Here is a 15,442-nt window from a genome sequence, read left to right as displayed (position 1 = left end):
CACGTTTATGAAAGTAAAGTGAATAACATATATCTAACACAGCCGCAAAATGCCGACAAGCAGCTGTGATTCTCAGACGCAAAACTTGTAAGGAAGCACCTATGAGCAGCCGGAAGCCAGCAACCATCGCAGTACGTACTGGTATCGAGTCAGACACGCAACACCATGCCGTTGTCCCACCTATTTATCTTTCGACTAACTATGGGTTTCCCGCTTTTGGTGAAGTGCCAAAGTACGATTACACCCGTTCTGGTAACCCAAATCGCGGTTTATTAGAAACGGCACTGTTTGAGCTTGAATCGGGTAAAGGCGCGGTTGTCACTAATTGTGGTACTTCGGCGCTTAACTTATGGGTTTCTGCTTTCCTAGGCGGCGATGATCTTATTATCGCACCACACGACTGCTACGGCGGTACTTACCGTCTGTTTAACACTCGCTCACTCAAAGGTGACTTTAAAGTTCTGTTCGTTGATCAATCGGATCAAGCGGCGCTGGATGCGGCGATCGCGCTTAAGCCAAAGTTGATCTTAATTGAAACACCATCGAATCCTTTGGTTCGTGTGGTTGATATTGCAGAAACTTGCCGTAAAGCGAAAGAGGTTGGTGCTCTGGTTGCTGTCGATAACACGTTTTTGACTCCAGTGTTCCAAAAGCCTTTAGAACTGGGTGCGGATTTTGTTATCCACTCAACCACCAAGTACATCAACGGACACTCGGACGTTATTGGTGGCGTTGTCGTCACGAAAACTGAAGAGCACGCTGAAGAGCTAGCATGGTGGGGCAACTGTATTGGTGCGACCGGCACACCATTTGATAGCTACATGACTCTACGTGGTATTCGTACGCTAGGTGCGCGTATGCGAGTTCACGAAGAAAGCTCACGCGAAATTCTGGCGTCTCTGCAGCAGCAAGAGCTCGTCGGCACGATTTACCACCCAAGCCTTCCTGAACATCCGGGTCATGATATCGCGAAGAAGCAGCAGTCTGGCTTTGGTTCAATGCTGAGCTTTGAGTTTGCGGGCTCATTCGAGGCGCTTAAATACTTTGTTGATAAGTTAGAGCTGTTCTCTTTGGCGGAATCGCTGGGTGGTGTGGAAAGCTTGATTTGTCACCCTGCTTCGATGACTCACCGTGCAATGGGCGAAGAAGCGCTGGCAGAAGCGGGTGTTTCTCAACAGTTACTGCGTCTTTCTGTTGGTCTTGAAGATGCAGAAGACTTGATTGATGACCTCAAGCAAGCGTTTGAAAAGACACAAGGCTTTATTGCTGAAGGGGAGGGTTAATAATGGCAACCTTTCGCCAGCTACATAAATTTGGTGGTAGCAGCTTAGCGAATCCTGAGTGTTACCAGCGCGTGGTCAACATTCTTAGAGAATACTCATCAGCCACTGACTTGGTCGTGGTGTCGGCAGCGGGTAAAACAACTAACCGCTTGATTGAGTTTGTTGAAGCGCTCGATAAAGATGGTCGTATCGCTCACGAATGTTTGCAAGCACTTCGTCAGTTCCAACTTGAGCTGATTGAAGCGCTGCTTGAAGGTGAGTCTGCGGCTCAGCTAACGGCCACTATTCAGCAAGAATTTACTGCTTTGGGTGAGCTAACTGCTCCTCTAAGCGAAGCGCAAAAAGCTCAGGTGCTTGGCCATGGTGAAGTTTGGTCTTCACGCCTATTAGCCGCTTTGTTGTGCCAACATGATTTACAAGCGGTGGCTCAAGACGCACGTGCCTTTTTACGTGCAGAAGCGGGTGCTCAACCTGAAGTTGACCGCGCACGCTCTTACCCTCTGATTAAAGAAGCTCTAGCGCAGCATGCACATTGCCGCGTCGTGATTACTGGTTTTATGGCTCAAAACACTGATGGTGAAACGGTATTACTCGGTCGTAACGGTTCAGATTACTCAGCAACCGTGATTGGTGCATTGGCTGAGGTTGAACGCGTGACGATTTGGAGTGACGTAGCTGGTGTATATAGCGCAGACCCTCGTTTGGTATCGGATGCGTGTCTATTGCCTCTGCTTCGCCTTGATGAAGCGAGTGAGTTAGCTCGTTTAGCGGCTCCAGTACTTCACAGCCGAACGCTACAGCCTGTGGCTCAAAGTGCGATGGACTTAAGCTTACGTTGCAGCTATCAGCCTGAAGCGGGCTCTACACAGATAGAGCGAGTACTGGCATCAGGTCGTGGCGCGAAAATCATTACCTCTTTAGATGAAGTACTTATCGTGCAGCTGACCTTTGGTCACGGACATGACTTCGACCGTCTAGAGAGTGAAGTGCTTGAAGGGCTTAAGCGCGCTCAACTCGAGCCGCTGGCTTATGAGCTTGAACCGGATCAACACTGTTTGCGTCTTGCTTATACAGAAGAGATCGCTGGTGGCGCTTTAGAATATCTACAAGATCATGCGATTGAAGCTGAGATTAAGCTCAAAGAGGGTTTCTCCTTAATTGCTGCGGTGGGTGCTGGCGTGACTAAGAATCCGAACCACTGTTACGGTTTCTACCAACAGCTTAAGAGCTCGCCGGTTGAATTCATCTCAGAAGCTAACTCTGGCTTGAGCTTAGTGGCAGTGATTCGCAAAAGTGAAACATCAAGCCTAGTGAAAGGCATTCATTCTCAACTATTCCAAGCGCAGAAGCGTGTTGCGATTGCTTTATGTGGTAAGGGCAACATTGGTTCAAGCTGGTTGAGCCTGTTTGCTGAGCAAAAAGCGGAACTCGAAAAGCGTCGTGGAATGAACTTTGAATTGGTTGCGGTGGTTGATAGCCAAACCTATTGGTTCGATGACCAAGGCATTGATGCGACTTCGGTAGGTAAACGCTTTGACGACGAAGCGATTGCCAATAATGGAAACGACTGGTTAGAGCGTTTAGGCTCCATTCAGGGTTACGATGAAGCGGTGGTGCTGGATGTGACTGCGAGCCCTGTACTTGCGGCAAAATACCTGCAAATCGCACAACAAGGTATTCATCTTATCTCGGCGAACAAGGTGGCAGGTTCGGCATCAAGCGAGTATTACCATCAGGTACAAGATGCGTTTGCTAAGATCAGCCGTCATTGGTTGTACAACGCGACAGTGGGTGCTGGTTTGCCGATTAATCACACGGTACGCGACCTGCGTGAAAGTGGCGATGACATTATTGCGTTATCAGGTATTTTCTCGGGCACGCTGTCTTGGTTGTTCCAACAGTTTGATGGTACGGTGCCGTTCAGCGAGCTGGTGGATTTAGCATGGCAACAAGGCCTGACAGAACCAGATCCACGAGCTGACCTCGATGGTTCAGATGTAATGCGTAAGCTGGTGATATTGGCTCGTGAATCGGGTTTAGATATTGAACCTGAAAACGTAAAAGTGGAATCGCTGGTACCTGAAGAGTTGCAAGACCTGTCGGTGGATGACTTCTTTGATAAGGCTTCTGTGCTGAGTGAAGAGTTAGCCGAGCGTTTAGAGAAAGCACATTCTCAGCAGAAGGTTCTGCGTTACGTAGCGCGTTTAGAGAAGAATGGTAAGGCAACCGTAGGTGTTGAAGCTCTATCTAAAGAACACGCACTGGCGAACTTACTGCCTTGCGATAACATCTTTGCAATTGAGAGCAAATGGTACAAAGATAATCCGTTGGTTATTCGTGGCCCGGGTGCAGGTCGTGAAGTAACGGCAGGTGCAATTCAATCGGATCTAAACAGAATGTCTAGCCTGTTTTAAATCCTAAATAGCATACTATTCACTAAGATAAATGAGGCTGGAAGCACGATGTGTTTTTCAGCCTTTTTTCTACATTATTTCTGCTTTGCGAGCCATCTAACTACTTGAGTTTTACTCACGATCTACTTGAGAAAAATTCATAATGGATCTGTTGACATTAAATCGTATTCAATACATTCTACAGACATATAGACGTCTAAACGTCGTTTAAGGATTTGAGTTTTTAGTGGTTGCTTTTACCACAGGGAGAGTAAGATGGGATACACACACGCTAGTCATATCGACGCTTTAAATCAGAATATCGCTGAGCTTTCTGACAACATCAATGTGTCATTTGAGTTTTTTCCACCAAGCAGTGAGAAGATGGAAGAGACCCTGTGGAACTCTGTTCACCGTCTTAAAACACTTCAACCAAAATTTGTATCGGTAACTTACGGTGCAAACTCGGGTGAACGTGACCGCACCCACTCAATCATTAAAGAAATTAAAAACCAAACTGGCCTAGTGGCAGCACCACACCTAACGTGTATTGATGCGAGCCGCGAAGAGCTGATTCAAATCGCTGACGATTACTGGGCAAATGGTATTGAAAGTATTGTTGCGCTGCGCGGTGATATTCCAGCAGGCGGTGGTGCACCCGAGATGTACGCTTCTGACTTAGTTGAACTACTTAAATCTCGTCACGATTTTGATATCTCAGTTGCTGCATTCCCTGAAGTTCACCCTGAAGCGAAAAGCGCTCAATCGGATCTTATTAACCTAAAGCGTAAAGTGGATGCCGGTGCTAACCGTGCTATCACTCAGTTCTTCTTTGATGTCGAAAGCTACCTACGTTTTCGTGACCGTTGTGTGGCGGCGGGTGTTGATGTTGAGATTGTACCGGGCATCCTACCGGTTTCTAACTTCAAGCAAGCGTCTCGCTTTGCTGCGATGAACAACGTAAAAGTACCAGGCTGGATGGCGAAGCAGTTTGAAGGCTTGGATGATGATCCAACGACTCGTCAGCTTGTTGGTGCTAGCCAAGCGATTGATATGGTTCGTACACTGAGCCGTGAAGGTGTGAAGGACTTCCACTTCTACACGCTAAACCGTGCAGAAATGACTTACGCACTTTGCCATACGCTAGGCGTTCGTCCACAAGTTGCTGCGCTGTAATTTGAGCCTAGGTACTTATAAAAGTCCCTGACAGTTGAATTTCAAATCCTATAGATACAAAAAAGGCTTGGACTCATAGAGTTCAAGCCTTTTTCTTTTCTAGCTTAACTTAAGCTAGAGCGCCAAGTTCAAGCAGTACTTCTTCAGCCCATACAATCCATGCTTCACGGATAAGTAGGTTACGACGAAGCGTTAGACGCTCAAGACGTGCTTGCTTGTCTAGTGTCGATGGGGTTGCGTAGTAAGCTGCTTCGATTTCTTTGTAGTGAGAAACCAGTTTGCGAGACTCTTCTACTAGCTCAGCAAGTTGTACACGGTAAGCGTCAGAAGGTTGGACAGCACAAGCCATTAGCTTAGCTGAAAACTCGTCACGAACGGTTGGGTGTGCAGTTGGTTGTTCAAACCATTCACCTAGCGCGCCACGGCCAGCATCAGTGATAGAGTAAACTTTACGATCAGGTTTGCCTTCTTGAGGCTCAAGCACGCAAGTTACCTGGTCGTTCTGAGCCATTTTATTTAGCTCGCGGTAAACTTGTTGGTGGCTAGCTTTCCAGAAGTAACCAATGCTTGCGGAGAATTCTTTTGTGATATCGTAACCAGTAGCATCGCGTGTACTTAAAACGGTTAGAATTACGTGTGGTAATGACATGTCTGAAATCCAAATGGTAAACAGTAAACAAATACTTAAACAACAAGTGTGCTTCTAATGGCACGTTATATTGGTTATGTCTAAGTAGCACCAACTCATCGGTTGGTTATGTCACCTTACAAAGCCGTTTATCACCTAGGATGACCAGTTTATTGGTCAAGTTGCTGCAGATTATTTTTTTGGAGTGTTTCCGCAGCGGAGCAGTAGTATATCTAAATAATAAGCATAAAGTAGAATACATGGACAAAATAACCCAAAAAACTGATAAAATACTCACTAGTGGTTATTTTTCAAAATAAAAAGGCCGCACATGGCGACCTTTTGTTCTTTTTGTAGTGGAAAATACTAATTAACCAGTGTTTCGCATGCCCGCTGCAATGCCTGCAATCGTCACCATTAGCGCTTCTTCTAGCTCTGCTGGTGGTGTTTCACACTTACGAGTACGGTAAAGCAGCTCTGCTTGAAGCATGTTTAGTGGCTCAACATAGATGTTACGTAGGCGAATTGACTCAAGCCCCCAAGGGTCGCTCTGCATCAAGTTCTCGTTATTTTCTACATTCAGTACCGCTTTGATGTCTTTTTGCAGCTGTTCACGCAGTAATTCACCCAGAGGTAATAGCTCTTCGTCAACAAGACGTTGGTCGTAGTACTTCGCAATTTCCATGTTGCACTTCGAGTACACCATTTCCAACATACCCAGACGAGTTGAGAAGAACGGCCATTCGCGACACATCTCTTCAAGTAGCGCTTGGTGGCCTTGGTCTACTGAGTATTGGATTGCTTCACCAGCGCCTAACCAAGCTGGAAGTACCAAGCGGTTTTGGCTCCAAGAGAAGATCCATGGAATTGCACGTAGGCTTTCTACGCCGCCATTTGGGTTACGTTTCGCAGGGCGAGAACCAAGAGGCAGTTTGCCTAGCTCCAGTTCAGGCGTTGCTTGACGGAAGTAAGGAACAAACTTCTCTTCGCCACGAACCACGTTACGGTAAGCTTCACAAGAGACTTGAGACAGCACTTCCATTAGGTCGCGCCATTCTTGTTTTGGCTCTGGTGGCGGCAGAAGGTTCGCTTCTAAAATCGCACTTGCGTAAAGGTTGAAGCTGTTTACAGCAACATCTGGCAAGCCAAGCTTAAAGCGGATCATTTCACCTTGTTCAGTTACACGTAAGCCGCCTTTCAAGCTCTTAGGTGGCTGAGAAAGAAGAGCAGCGTGCGCTGGCGCACCACCACGACCAACCGTACCGCCACGACCGTGGAATAGAGTCAGTTCAATGCCTTCTTCGTCGCAAACCTTAACCAGTTTGTCCATTGCATCGTATTGAGCCCAACCAGCAGACATTACGCCAGCATCTTTCGCTGAGTCAGAATATCCAATCATCACCATTTGGTGATTTTGGATAAAGCCACGGTACAAATCGATGCTCATTAGCTGTTTCATTACTGCTTCTGAGTTGTTCAAGTCGTCTAGCGTTTCGAACAGTGGACACACGTCCATGCGGTATGGGCAACCACACTCTTGCAGTAGCAAGTGAACAGCCAGAACATCGGATGCAGTACGAGCCATAGAAATTACGTAAGCACCGAAGGCTTCACGAGGTTGAGCAGCAATGACCTTACAGGTGTCTAAAACCTCTTTAACCTGTTCTGACGGCTCCCAATCGCGAGGAAGTAACGGGCGCTTAGAGCTGAGTTCATTGGTTAAGAAAGCAATCTTGTCTTGCTCACTCCACTGGTCGTAATCACCAATGCCTAGGTAGCGAGTCAATTCAGATAGCACGTCTGAGTGACGAGTGCTTTCTTGACGAACATCGAGACGCACTAGGTGTACACCGAACGCTTTTAGGCGGCGCAGGGTATCAAGCAGAGAACCGTCTGCGATTACGCCCATGCCACATTCGTGCAGCGATTGGTAACACGCGTAAAGCGGTGTCCAAAGTTGGTCGATGTTCTGTAGTGTTTCTTTCTTCGGTACTTCAGTGTCATGCAATTTTGCATCCAGCACTTCTAGCGTGTTGTTCAGCAGAGTACGTAGGTTCTTCAGGATTGCACGGTAAGCTTCGTGTTCATCACCTGCCAGTTCACGAACGGCATCATTACACTTGGTCATCGACAGTTCGGTAATCAGCTCGTTCACGTCACCTAGATAAAGGTCTGCGGCTTTCCAGCGAGATAGGCGCAGTACTTCTTTAGTGATGGTGTGCGTTACGAATGGGTTACCATCGCGGTCACCACCCATCCAAGATGAGAAGTGTACAGGGCGTGCATCAATTGGCAGGCCTTCACCAAGGTAGCCTTTTAGTCGTCCATCCATTTCACGCAGGAAATCAGGAACGGCTTCCCAAAGTGAGTTTTCAACAACTGCAAAGCCCCATTTAGCCTCATCAAGTGGCGTAGGGCGTTGCTGACGAATCACATCAGAGTGCCAACCTTGAGCGATAAGCTGCTCTAGGCGACGTTCTGTTTTCGTTCGCTCTTTGTGTGACAGGTCGCTTAATTCTAATTTAGACAGGCACTCGTTGATCTTAACCAGTTTGTTGATCATGGTGCGACGAGTGATTTCTGTTGGGTGTGCAGTCAGAACGAGTTCAATGTTCAGATCGCGAACGGCTTGAGCTGCATCTAGCTTGCTGATGTCATTCTGGTTTAATTTGGAAAATAGAGATTGCAGCACGTCTGGTTCACAAACATGCTCCTCACAGTGGCGAGAGATCGTGTGGTACTGCTCTGCCATGTTGGTGAGGTTGAGAAATTGGTTAAATGCACGAGCAACAGGGGTGAGTTGTTCGTTCGGCAGGTTTTTGATTTCTTCAACTAGGCTGTCACGGTCAGCTTTGTTGCCTGCGCGGGCGGATTTGGAAAGTTTACGGATAGTCTCCACTTTCTCTAAGATAACGTCACCATGTGCATCTTGGATTGTGTTACCTAGCAAGCGTCCCAGCATGCTTACGTTACTCTTGAGAGCGGCGTATTTCTCGTTCATTGTCATCCTGCCTCGTAAAAAAATTACATCCATTGTTCCTTGTTAAGTACACAATCTAGCGAAAACTGCTGTATCTAGTCAAATAAAGCATTCTAAGTTTGCAATTATTAGGTTTAGAAATGCGGGAGAAGTAAATTTTTCAATACTTCGGAATAAAGTGAAATTTAATTACAAGATCAGGCTGTGTTCGGGATAACAGAATAAAAGCCACCTTTTCGGGTGACTTTTATACAAAAATATCGGACAGCTAGTAATAACTAGAAACAATATTTACGGATCGATTTACTCAGAACATCAATCGTTGGGTCGATAAAATCGAAGCTTAAGAACTCATCCGGCTGGTGGGCTTGGTCGATTGAGCCTGGACCCAATACCAAGGTTGGACATAACTCTTGTAGGAAAGGCGCTTCAGTGCAGTAGTTGACGGTTTGTGATTCAATCTCACATACCGATTCCATTCCACCAATAAATGGATGGTCGTGTTGGCACTCGTAGCCCGGGATAGGTTCGTGTAGCGGCGTAATCTCAATTCTGCCCGGCCATTTTGCTTCTACTTCTTTCAATGCGCTGCGCAGCATGTTGTCCAAGCCATCTAAGCTGATACCCGGTAAAGGACGCACATCGTAGTGCAGCTCACAGCATCCACAGATACGGTTCGCGCTGTCACCGCCATGAATATGACCAAGGTTTAGTGTTGGGCTAGGGATCGCGAAACCCGGGTGATGGTACTCTTTCACTAACTTGTCACGCAGCTGCATTAAAGCAAACAATACTTCATGCATGATCTCGATGGCGTTGACGCCTAATGCAGGATCAGAAGAGTGACCTGATTTGCCGGTTACTCGCACCGCATTTGCTACGTGGCCTTTGTGCCCGCGAATTGGCACTAGGCTAGTGGGTTCGCCAATGATGCAGTAGTCCGGTTTAAATGGTGCATTCTCCGTGAAGTGACGCGCGCCTAGCATGGTGGTCTCTTCATCGCAGGTTGCCAATACATAAAGTGGCTTCGCCTGTTTGCTCCAATCCATCTTTTTAGCCGCTTCATACACAAAAGCAAAGAAGCCTTTCATGTCGGCGGTGCCTAATCCGTAGAAGCGATTGTTGTGTTCTGTCAATGCGTGAGGGTCGAAATTCCAACGCCCTTCATCAAATGGCACGGTATCGCTGTGCCCGGCCAATAATAAGCCGCCTTCACCCGAGCCCATTTTTGCGATCATATTATGCTTGCCAGGCTCAACTTCCACGACTTCTACGCTAAAGCCCAGGTCTTTAAACCATTGGGCCATTTTTTCGATCACTTTCTCGTTGCCATGATCCCAGCTTGGATCAGTAGAACTAATAGAGTCGGTGGAAATTAGGCCTTTATAGACCTCAAGGAAACTCGGTAATTGCATAATATCTTCACTTCTACTATTGACAGGAAAACTATAAGTCGGTAAAACACATATTAAATCATATTTAATGCATAAGAAATCAAATAAAGCTAAAAATTAAGTATGAATAGTCAAATTTTGAAATGTAACTTACCTCAGAAATGGATGTGTTGAGATGTTGAAAACCACGATCATTGGCGCAAGCGGCTACACAGGAGCAGAACTGGCTCTAATGATAAACAGACACCCTGAGCTCACGCTATCAGGTTTGTATGTCTCAGCCAATAGTGTAGACGCAGGTAAACCTATTGCATCGCTACACGGTAAGTTGGCTGGCTTGATTGATATGCCAGTACAACCATTAACGAATCCAGAAGAAGTGGCAAAGCAGTCTGATGTGATTTTCTTAGCTACTGCACACGAAGTAAGCCACGACCTAGCTCCTATCTTTCTAGAGAATGATTGCCAAGTATTCGACTTATCGGGTGCTTTTAGAGTTAAAGGCGAAAACTTCTACCAAGAGTTTTACGGTTTTGAACACCAACACGAACAGTGGCTAGATAAAGCGGCTTACGGCTTAGCTGAATGGAACGAACAAGAAATAAAAGAAGCTCAGCTTGTTGCAGTCGCAGGTTGTTACCCAACGGCATCACAACTGGCGATTAAGCCTTTGGTTGACGCTAAGTTACTGGACGAGAACCAATGGCCTGTGATTAACGCAACGAGTGGTGTTACAGGAGCAGGTCGTAAGGCGACCATGGTTAACAGTTTCTGCGAAGTGAGTCTGCAAGCTTACGGCGTGTTCAATCACCGTCATCAACCTGAAATGGCTGCACACTTAGGATGTGATGTGATTTTCACTCCGCACCTCGGCAACTTTAAGCGCGGTATTTTGGCGACCATCACCATGAAATTGGCTGAAGGCGTGACAGAACAACAGATACAAGATGCCTTTGAGCAAGCTTACCAAGGTAAACCTGCGGTGAGATTACTCGAAGAGACATTGCCAAGAATTCAAGATGTAGAACAGACACCTTTCTGTGATTTAGGTTGGAAGGTTCAAGGTCAACATATCATCGTTGTTTCAGCGATTGATAACTTATTAAAGGGTGCATCTAGCCAAGCGATGCAGTGTTTAAATTTACGTTATGGTTTTGCGCCATTAACTGCGTTAGTGTAAGGAAATCTAGATATGAGCCTTAATAATCAACCATTAATCATAAAGTTAGGTGGCGCTGCGCTATCTTGTGGTGAAACACTTAGCAAGTTATTTGGTGCTATCTCTGCTTACCAACAACAGGCACAACGACCAATCGTGATTGTTCACGGTGGTGGTTACCTTGTTGATGATTTGATGAATAAATTGAACCTCGAAACCGTTAAGAAAGAAGGGCTACGTGTTACTCCTTATGATCAGATCCCTGTGATTGCTGGTGCACTAGCGGGTACGGCGAATAAATTACTGCAAGGTCAGGCGATTAAAGACGGTATCAATGCCGTTGGTTTGAGCCTAGCAGATGGTGGTTTATGCAAAGTGAGCGAACTGAACCCTGAGTTGGGTGCAGTAGGAAAAGCGGAGCCGGGCGACTCAACCGTCCTGCAAGCGATTCTTAATGCTGGCTCACTGCCAATCATTAGCTCTATTGGTCTAACAGAGCAAGGGCAACTGATGAACGTCAATGCCGACCAAGCTGCGGTTGCCGTTGCTGGCGCACTTGATGCTGAGCTAGTACTTCTTTCTGATGTAAGTGGTGTGTTGGATGGCAAAGGGCACCTCATTCCAAGCCTTAATCAACAACAAGCCGATGACCTTATTGCTGGTAAAGTGATTACTGACGGCATGATCGTTAAGGTTCAAGCCGCACTAGAAGCCGCTAACGACCTCGGACGACCAATCGAAGTGGCTACTTGGCGATATCCAGAAAAGCTAACACAACTGTTTTCAGGTAAAAGCATAGGAACACAGTTTTTACCTCAGTAGTTCTCACAACGAGTCACTGCTTAAAGAATTTAGACAAATTAAATAAACATATAATTATGAAGTCATTTCCAACGCTGACCGCCATGTGCAGTATGGAAACTAGGAGAAAGAAAATGAGCAAAGTTAACGTAAAGAAAGTTGTAGTAGCCTACTCTGGCGGTCTAGACACATCAGTAATCATCCCATGGTTGAAAGAAAATTATGACTGTGAAGTGGTTGCGTTTGTCGCGGATGTTGGTCAAGGCGACGAAGAGTTGATTGGTATCGAGGAGAAAGCGAAAGCTTCTGGTGCTTCTGAGTGTTACATCGCAGACCTTAAAGAAGAGATGGTGGCAGATTACATCTACCCAACACTAAAAACAGGCGCTTACTACGAAGGCAAATACCTACTAGGTACTTCTATGGCTCGTCCAATCATCGCGAAAGCGCAGGTTGAAGTCGCACGTAAAGTAGGTGCTGACGCGCTGTGTCACGGTTGTACTGGTAAAGGTAATGACCAAGTTCGTTTTGAAGGTGCATTCGCAGCACTAGCACCAGACCTACACGTAATTGCACCATGGCGTGAGTGGGATCTAGTGAGCCGTGAAGAGTGTCTAGATTACCTAGCAGAGCGTAACATCCCTTGTACCGCTTCTCTTACTAAGATTTACTCGCGTGATGCAAACGCATGGCACATCTCAACAGAAGGTGGCGTTCTAGAAAATACATGGAACGCACCTAACGAAGATTGCTGGGCTTGGACTGTAGACCCAGAGCAAGCGCCAAACGAATCTGAAACAGTGACGCTTAAAGTTGAAAAAGGCGAAGTGGTAGCGGTAGATGGTGAAACAATGACGCCATACAACGCACTGGTTTACCTAAACGAGAAGGGTGCTAAGCACGGTGTTGGTCGTATCGATATCGTAGAAAACCGTCTTGTTGGCATGAAGTCTCGTGGTTGTTACGAAACTCCGGGTGGCACAATCATGATGGAAGCACTGCGCGCAGTAGAACAACTGGTTCTTGATAAAGCGGCATTCGAATTCCGTGAAGAGCTGGGTGTTAAAGCTTCTCACCTTGTATACGACGGTCGTTGGTTCACTCCACTGTGTAAGTCAATCCTTGCAGCGACAGAAGAGCTAGCACAAGACGTGAATGGTGAAGTGGTTATCAAACTTTACAAAGGCCATGCAACGGTGACTCAGAAGCGTTCTGACAACAGCCTGTACTCAGAAGAGTTTGCAACCTTTGGTGAAGATGAAGTTTACGACCAAAGCCACGCTGAAGGCTTCATCCGTCTTTACTCGCTATCAAGCCGTATTCGTGCCCTGAATAGCCAAAAGTAATCCTAACAATGAGTTAGCGAGCTAGCTTTTAGCGAAAGGTTGAAGGCCAGTAAACAGACATTATTATGCAAAGCCCACTCACTATTGATTAGTGAGTGGGCTTTTTACTTTCTAATCGCCTAATAAATCAGCTTCGGTTTTTACTATGGGATGGCATATAATTCGCGCTCTACGCTGTAAAGAATCAATGGATGAATCTTTTGGTGAATAAATATGTTAAAAAAATGAATTAATACTTTATTTTCATTTTGAATTGCCGTAAGTTTAAACCATCAGAAAAATACTGAATCTTAATCAGAATTATCATTTGCAAAAACAGTGAGCACTGTGCAATTAGGAGATACACAATGGCATTATGGGGCGGTAGATTTACCCAAGCAGCAGACACCCGGTTCAAAGATTTTAACGATTCTCTTCGTTTTGATTACCGATTGGCTGAGCAAGACATTGTGGGCTCAATTGCCTGGTCTAAAGCTCTACTGTCGGTCAACGTATTAACAGAAGAAGAGCAACAGAAGCTTGAGTTAGCGCTGAATGAGCTAAAACTTGAGGTGATGGAAGATCCTGAACAGATTCTACGTTCTGATGCAGAAGATATTCACAGCTGGGTTGAGCAACAACTTATCGGCAAAGTCGGTGATTTGGGCAAAAAGCTTCACACTGGCCGCTCTCGTAATGACCAAGTGGCTACAGACCTGAAACTATGGTGTCGTCAGCAAGGTAACCAACTGCTATTGGCATTGGATCGCCTACAGAGCCAAATGGTGAATGTTGCTTCTCAGCATCAAGAAACCGTGCTTCCTGGCTACACTCACCTTCAGCGTGCTCAGCCGGTAACTTTTGCTCACTGGTGCTTGGCTTACGTTGAAATGCTTGAGCGTGATTATTCTCGTTTGAATGATGCGATTAAGCGTCTAGATACATGTCCGCTGGGTTCTGGTGCCCTTGCAGGAACCGCTTACCCGATGGACCGTGAAGAGTTAGCTCACAACTTAGGTTTCCGTCGTGCAACGCGCAACTCTCTAGATTCAGTATCTGACCGTGACCATGTGATGGAGCTGATGTCGATCGCTTCTATCTCTATGCTTCACCTTTCGCGTCTTGCAGAAGATATGATTTTCTACAACTCAGGTGAATCAAACTTTATCGAGTTAGCGGATACCGTGACGTCAGGTTCATCTCTGATGCCACAAAAGAAAAATCCGGATGCGCTAGAACTTATCCGTGGCAAAACTGGTCGTGTTTACGGTTCATTAGCAGCAATGATGATGACAGTAAAAGCTCTGCCTTTGGCGTACAACAAAGACATGCAAGAAGATAAAGAAGGTCTGTTCGACGCTTTAGACACTTGGAATGATTGTATGGAAATGGCTGCTCTTTGTTTTGACGGCATTAAAGTGAACGGCGAACGTACACTTGAAGCTGCGAAACAAGGCTACGCGAACTCAACAGAGCTGGCTGATTACCTAGTAGCGAAAGGCATTCCTTTCCGTGAAGCTCACCACATTGTTGGTGTAACAGTCGTCGCGGCGATTGCTAAAGGCTGTGCACTAGAAGAATTAACCATCGCAGAGATGAAAGAGTTCTCTGAGGTGATTGAAGAGGATGTGTATGACATTCTGACCATTGAATCGTGTCTTGAAAAACGTAGCGCATTAGGTGGTGTATCACCACAGCAAGTGGCTTACGCAGTAGACCAAGCTGAGAAACGTTTGGCGCAGCGTGACACCTCTATCGTTAAGGTTCGTCCTGCTCGTTTGACTGACATTGAAGCATTGGAAGGCATGGTGGCTTACTGGGCGAACATGGGTGAAAACCTGCCTCGCTCTCGTAATGAACTGGTGCGTGATATTGGCTCATTCGCTGTCGCAGAACATCATGGTGAAGTGACAGGTTGTGCATCACTTTATGTGTATGACTCTGGCTTAGCGGAAATTCGTTCGTTGGGTGTTGAAGCTGGCTGGCAAGGTCAAGGGCAGGGGACTGCAATCGTGCAGCACCTTGTTGAGAAGGCTCGCCAAATGGCAATCAAGAAAGTGTTCGTACTGACTCGTACTCCTGAGTTCTTTATGAAGCATGACTTCTTACCGACATCGAAATCTCTGCTACCTGAGAAGGTATTGAAAGATTGTGACCAGTGTCCTCGTCAACATGCGTGTGATGAAGTGGCGTTGGAAGTGAACTTGGTCGAGCAGATAATTGCTAAGGTGAATGTTGCATAAGGCATTGATTTTATAGTCCCTAAAAAAAAGATCAAAAATCTGATCTTTTTTGGGAACAAA

Annotated in this window: 10 protein-coding genes; 7 read left to right on the top strand and 3 right to left on the bottom strand. The window is 46.2% G+C overall.

Annotated features, from left to right (window positions below):
* The first annotated feature begins 101 nt into the window (after positions 1-101).
* From OCV56_RS14825 to metF, 3 genes are all read left to right on the top strand, one after another.
* On the top strand, positions 102-1,283 hold the full coding sequence (locus OCV56_RS14825) for an O-succinylhomoserine (thiol)-lyase (protein ID WP_086715811.1): 1,182 nt from the start codon (positions 102-104) through the stop codon (positions 1,281-1,283).
* A gap of 2 nt (positions 1,284-1,285) precedes the next feature.
* A complete protein-coding gene (locus OCV56_RS14820) occupies positions 1,286-3,697 on the top strand; it encodes a bifunctional aspartate kinase/homoserine dehydrogenase II (RefSeq protein ID WP_086715809.1) in 2,412 nt (803 codons plus the stop codon).
* A gap of 255 nt (positions 3,698-3,952) precedes the next feature.
* Positions 3,953-4,852, top strand: a complete 900-nt coding sequence (metF, locus tag OCV56_RS14815; RefSeq protein ID WP_004729683.1) for a methylenetetrahydrofolate reductase — start codon at positions 3,953-3,955, stop codon at positions 4,850-4,852.
* A gap of 109 nt (positions 4,853-4,961) precedes the next feature.
* Here metF and OCV56_RS14810 read toward each other — a convergent pair whose 3' ends face one another.
* The 3 genes from OCV56_RS14810 to argE all read right to left on the bottom strand — a co-directional run bounded on the left by OCV56_RS14810 (position 4,962) and on the right by argE (position 9,875).
* Positions 4,962-5,501, bottom strand: coding sequence for a PadR family transcriptional regulator (locus tag OCV56_RS14810; protein WP_010435321.1), 540 nt, complete (start codon positions 5,499-5,501; stop codon positions 4,962-4,964).
* 349 nt (positions 5,502-5,850) lie between these two features.
* Complete coding sequence (gene ppc / locus OCV56_RS14805; protein ID WP_190960477.1) at positions 5,851-8,487, bottom strand: phosphoenolpyruvate carboxylase; 2,637 nt, start codon at positions 8,485-8,487, stop codon at positions 5,851-5,853.
* 251 nt (positions 8,488-8,738) lie between these two features.
* The gene (gene argE / locus OCV56_RS14800; protein WP_086715807.1) at positions 8,739-9,875 is read right to left on the bottom strand and encodes an acetylornithine deacetylase; all 1,137 of its coding nucleotides are present in this window, start codon (positions 9,873-9,875) and stop codon (positions 8,739-8,741) included.
* Positions 9,876-10,029: 154 nt separating this feature from the next.
* On the opposite strand from argE, the gene argC reads away from it, so the two are divergent.
* From argC to argH, 4 genes are all read left to right on the top strand, one after another.
* Entirely contained in the window at positions 10,030-11,034 is a 1,005-nt protein-coding gene (argC, locus tag OCV56_RS14795) for an N-acetyl-gamma-glutamyl-phosphate reductase (protein ID WP_086715805.1), read from the top strand.
* A 12-nt stretch (positions 11,035-11,046) separates the two neighbouring features.
* Positions 11,047-11,835 carry an acetylglutamate kinase gene (argB, locus tag OCV56_RS14790; protein ID WP_086715803.1) on the top strand — a complete coding sequence of 263 codons (789 nt, stop codon included), beginning with the start codon at positions 11,047-11,049 and terminating at the stop codon, positions 11,833-11,835.
* Positions 11,836-11,948: 113 nt separating this feature from the next.
* Positions 11,949-13,160: an argininosuccinate synthase gene (locus OCV56_RS14785; RefSeq protein ID WP_017061137.1), complete on the top strand. Its 1,212-nt coding sequence runs from the start codon at positions 11,949-11,951 to the stop codon at positions 13,158-13,160.
* Positions 13,161-13,507: 347 nt separating this feature from the next.
* The gene (gene argH, locus OCV56_RS14780) at positions 13,508-15,382 is read left to right on the top strand and encodes an argininosuccinate lyase (RefSeq protein ID WP_048659175.1); all 1,875 of its coding nucleotides are present in this window, start codon (positions 13,508-13,510) and stop codon (positions 15,380-15,382) included.
* Positions 15,383-15,442: the final 60 nt, after the last annotated feature.

Source organism: Vibrio gigantis, assembly GCF_024347515.1.
GTDB classification, from domain to species: domain Bacteria; phylum Pseudomonadota; class Gammaproteobacteria; order Enterobacterales; family Vibrionaceae; genus Vibrio; species Vibrio gigantis.
The sequence above is the reverse complement of the archived record's forward strand: the minus strand, read 5'-3'. Positions and strand labels throughout refer to the sequence as shown.

Bases quoted from the DNA above. Each gene is read 5' to 3' on its own strand.
- OCV56_RS14825 (WP_086715811.1), top strand. From the start codon at position 102: ATGAGCAGCCGGAAGCCAGCAACCATCGCAGTACGTACTGGTATCGAG.
- OCV56_RS14820 (WP_086715809.1), top strand. From the start codon at position 1,286: ATGGCAACCTTTCGCCAGCTACATAAATTTGGTGGTAGCAGCTTAGCG.
- metF (WP_004729683.1), top strand. From the start codon at position 3,953: ATGGGATACACACACGCTAGTCATATCGACGCTTTAAATCAGAATATC.
- OCV56_RS14810 (WP_010435321.1), bottom strand. From the start codon at position 5,501: ATGTCATTACCACACGTAATTCTAACCGTTTTAAGTACACGCGATGCT.
- ppc (WP_190960477.1), bottom strand. From the start codon at position 8,487: ATGACAATGAACGAGAAATACGCCGCTCTCAAGAGTAACGTAAGCATG.
- argE (WP_086715807.1), bottom strand. From the start codon at position 9,875: ATGCAATTACCGAGTTTCCTTGAGGTCTATAAAGGCCTAATTTCCACC.
- argC (WP_086715805.1), top strand. From the start codon at position 10,030: ATGTTGAAAACCACGATCATTGGCGCAAGCGGCTACACAGGAGCAGAA.
- argB (WP_086715803.1), top strand. From the start codon at position 11,047: ATGAGCCTTAATAATCAACCATTAATCATAAAGTTAGGTGGCGCTGCG.
- OCV56_RS14785 (WP_017061137.1), top strand. From the start codon at position 11,949: ATGAGCAAAGTTAACGTAAAGAAAGTTGTAGTAGCCTACTCTGGCGGT.
- argH (WP_048659175.1), top strand. From the start codon at position 13,508: ATGGCATTATGGGGCGGTAGATTTACCCAAGCAGCAGACACCCGGTTC.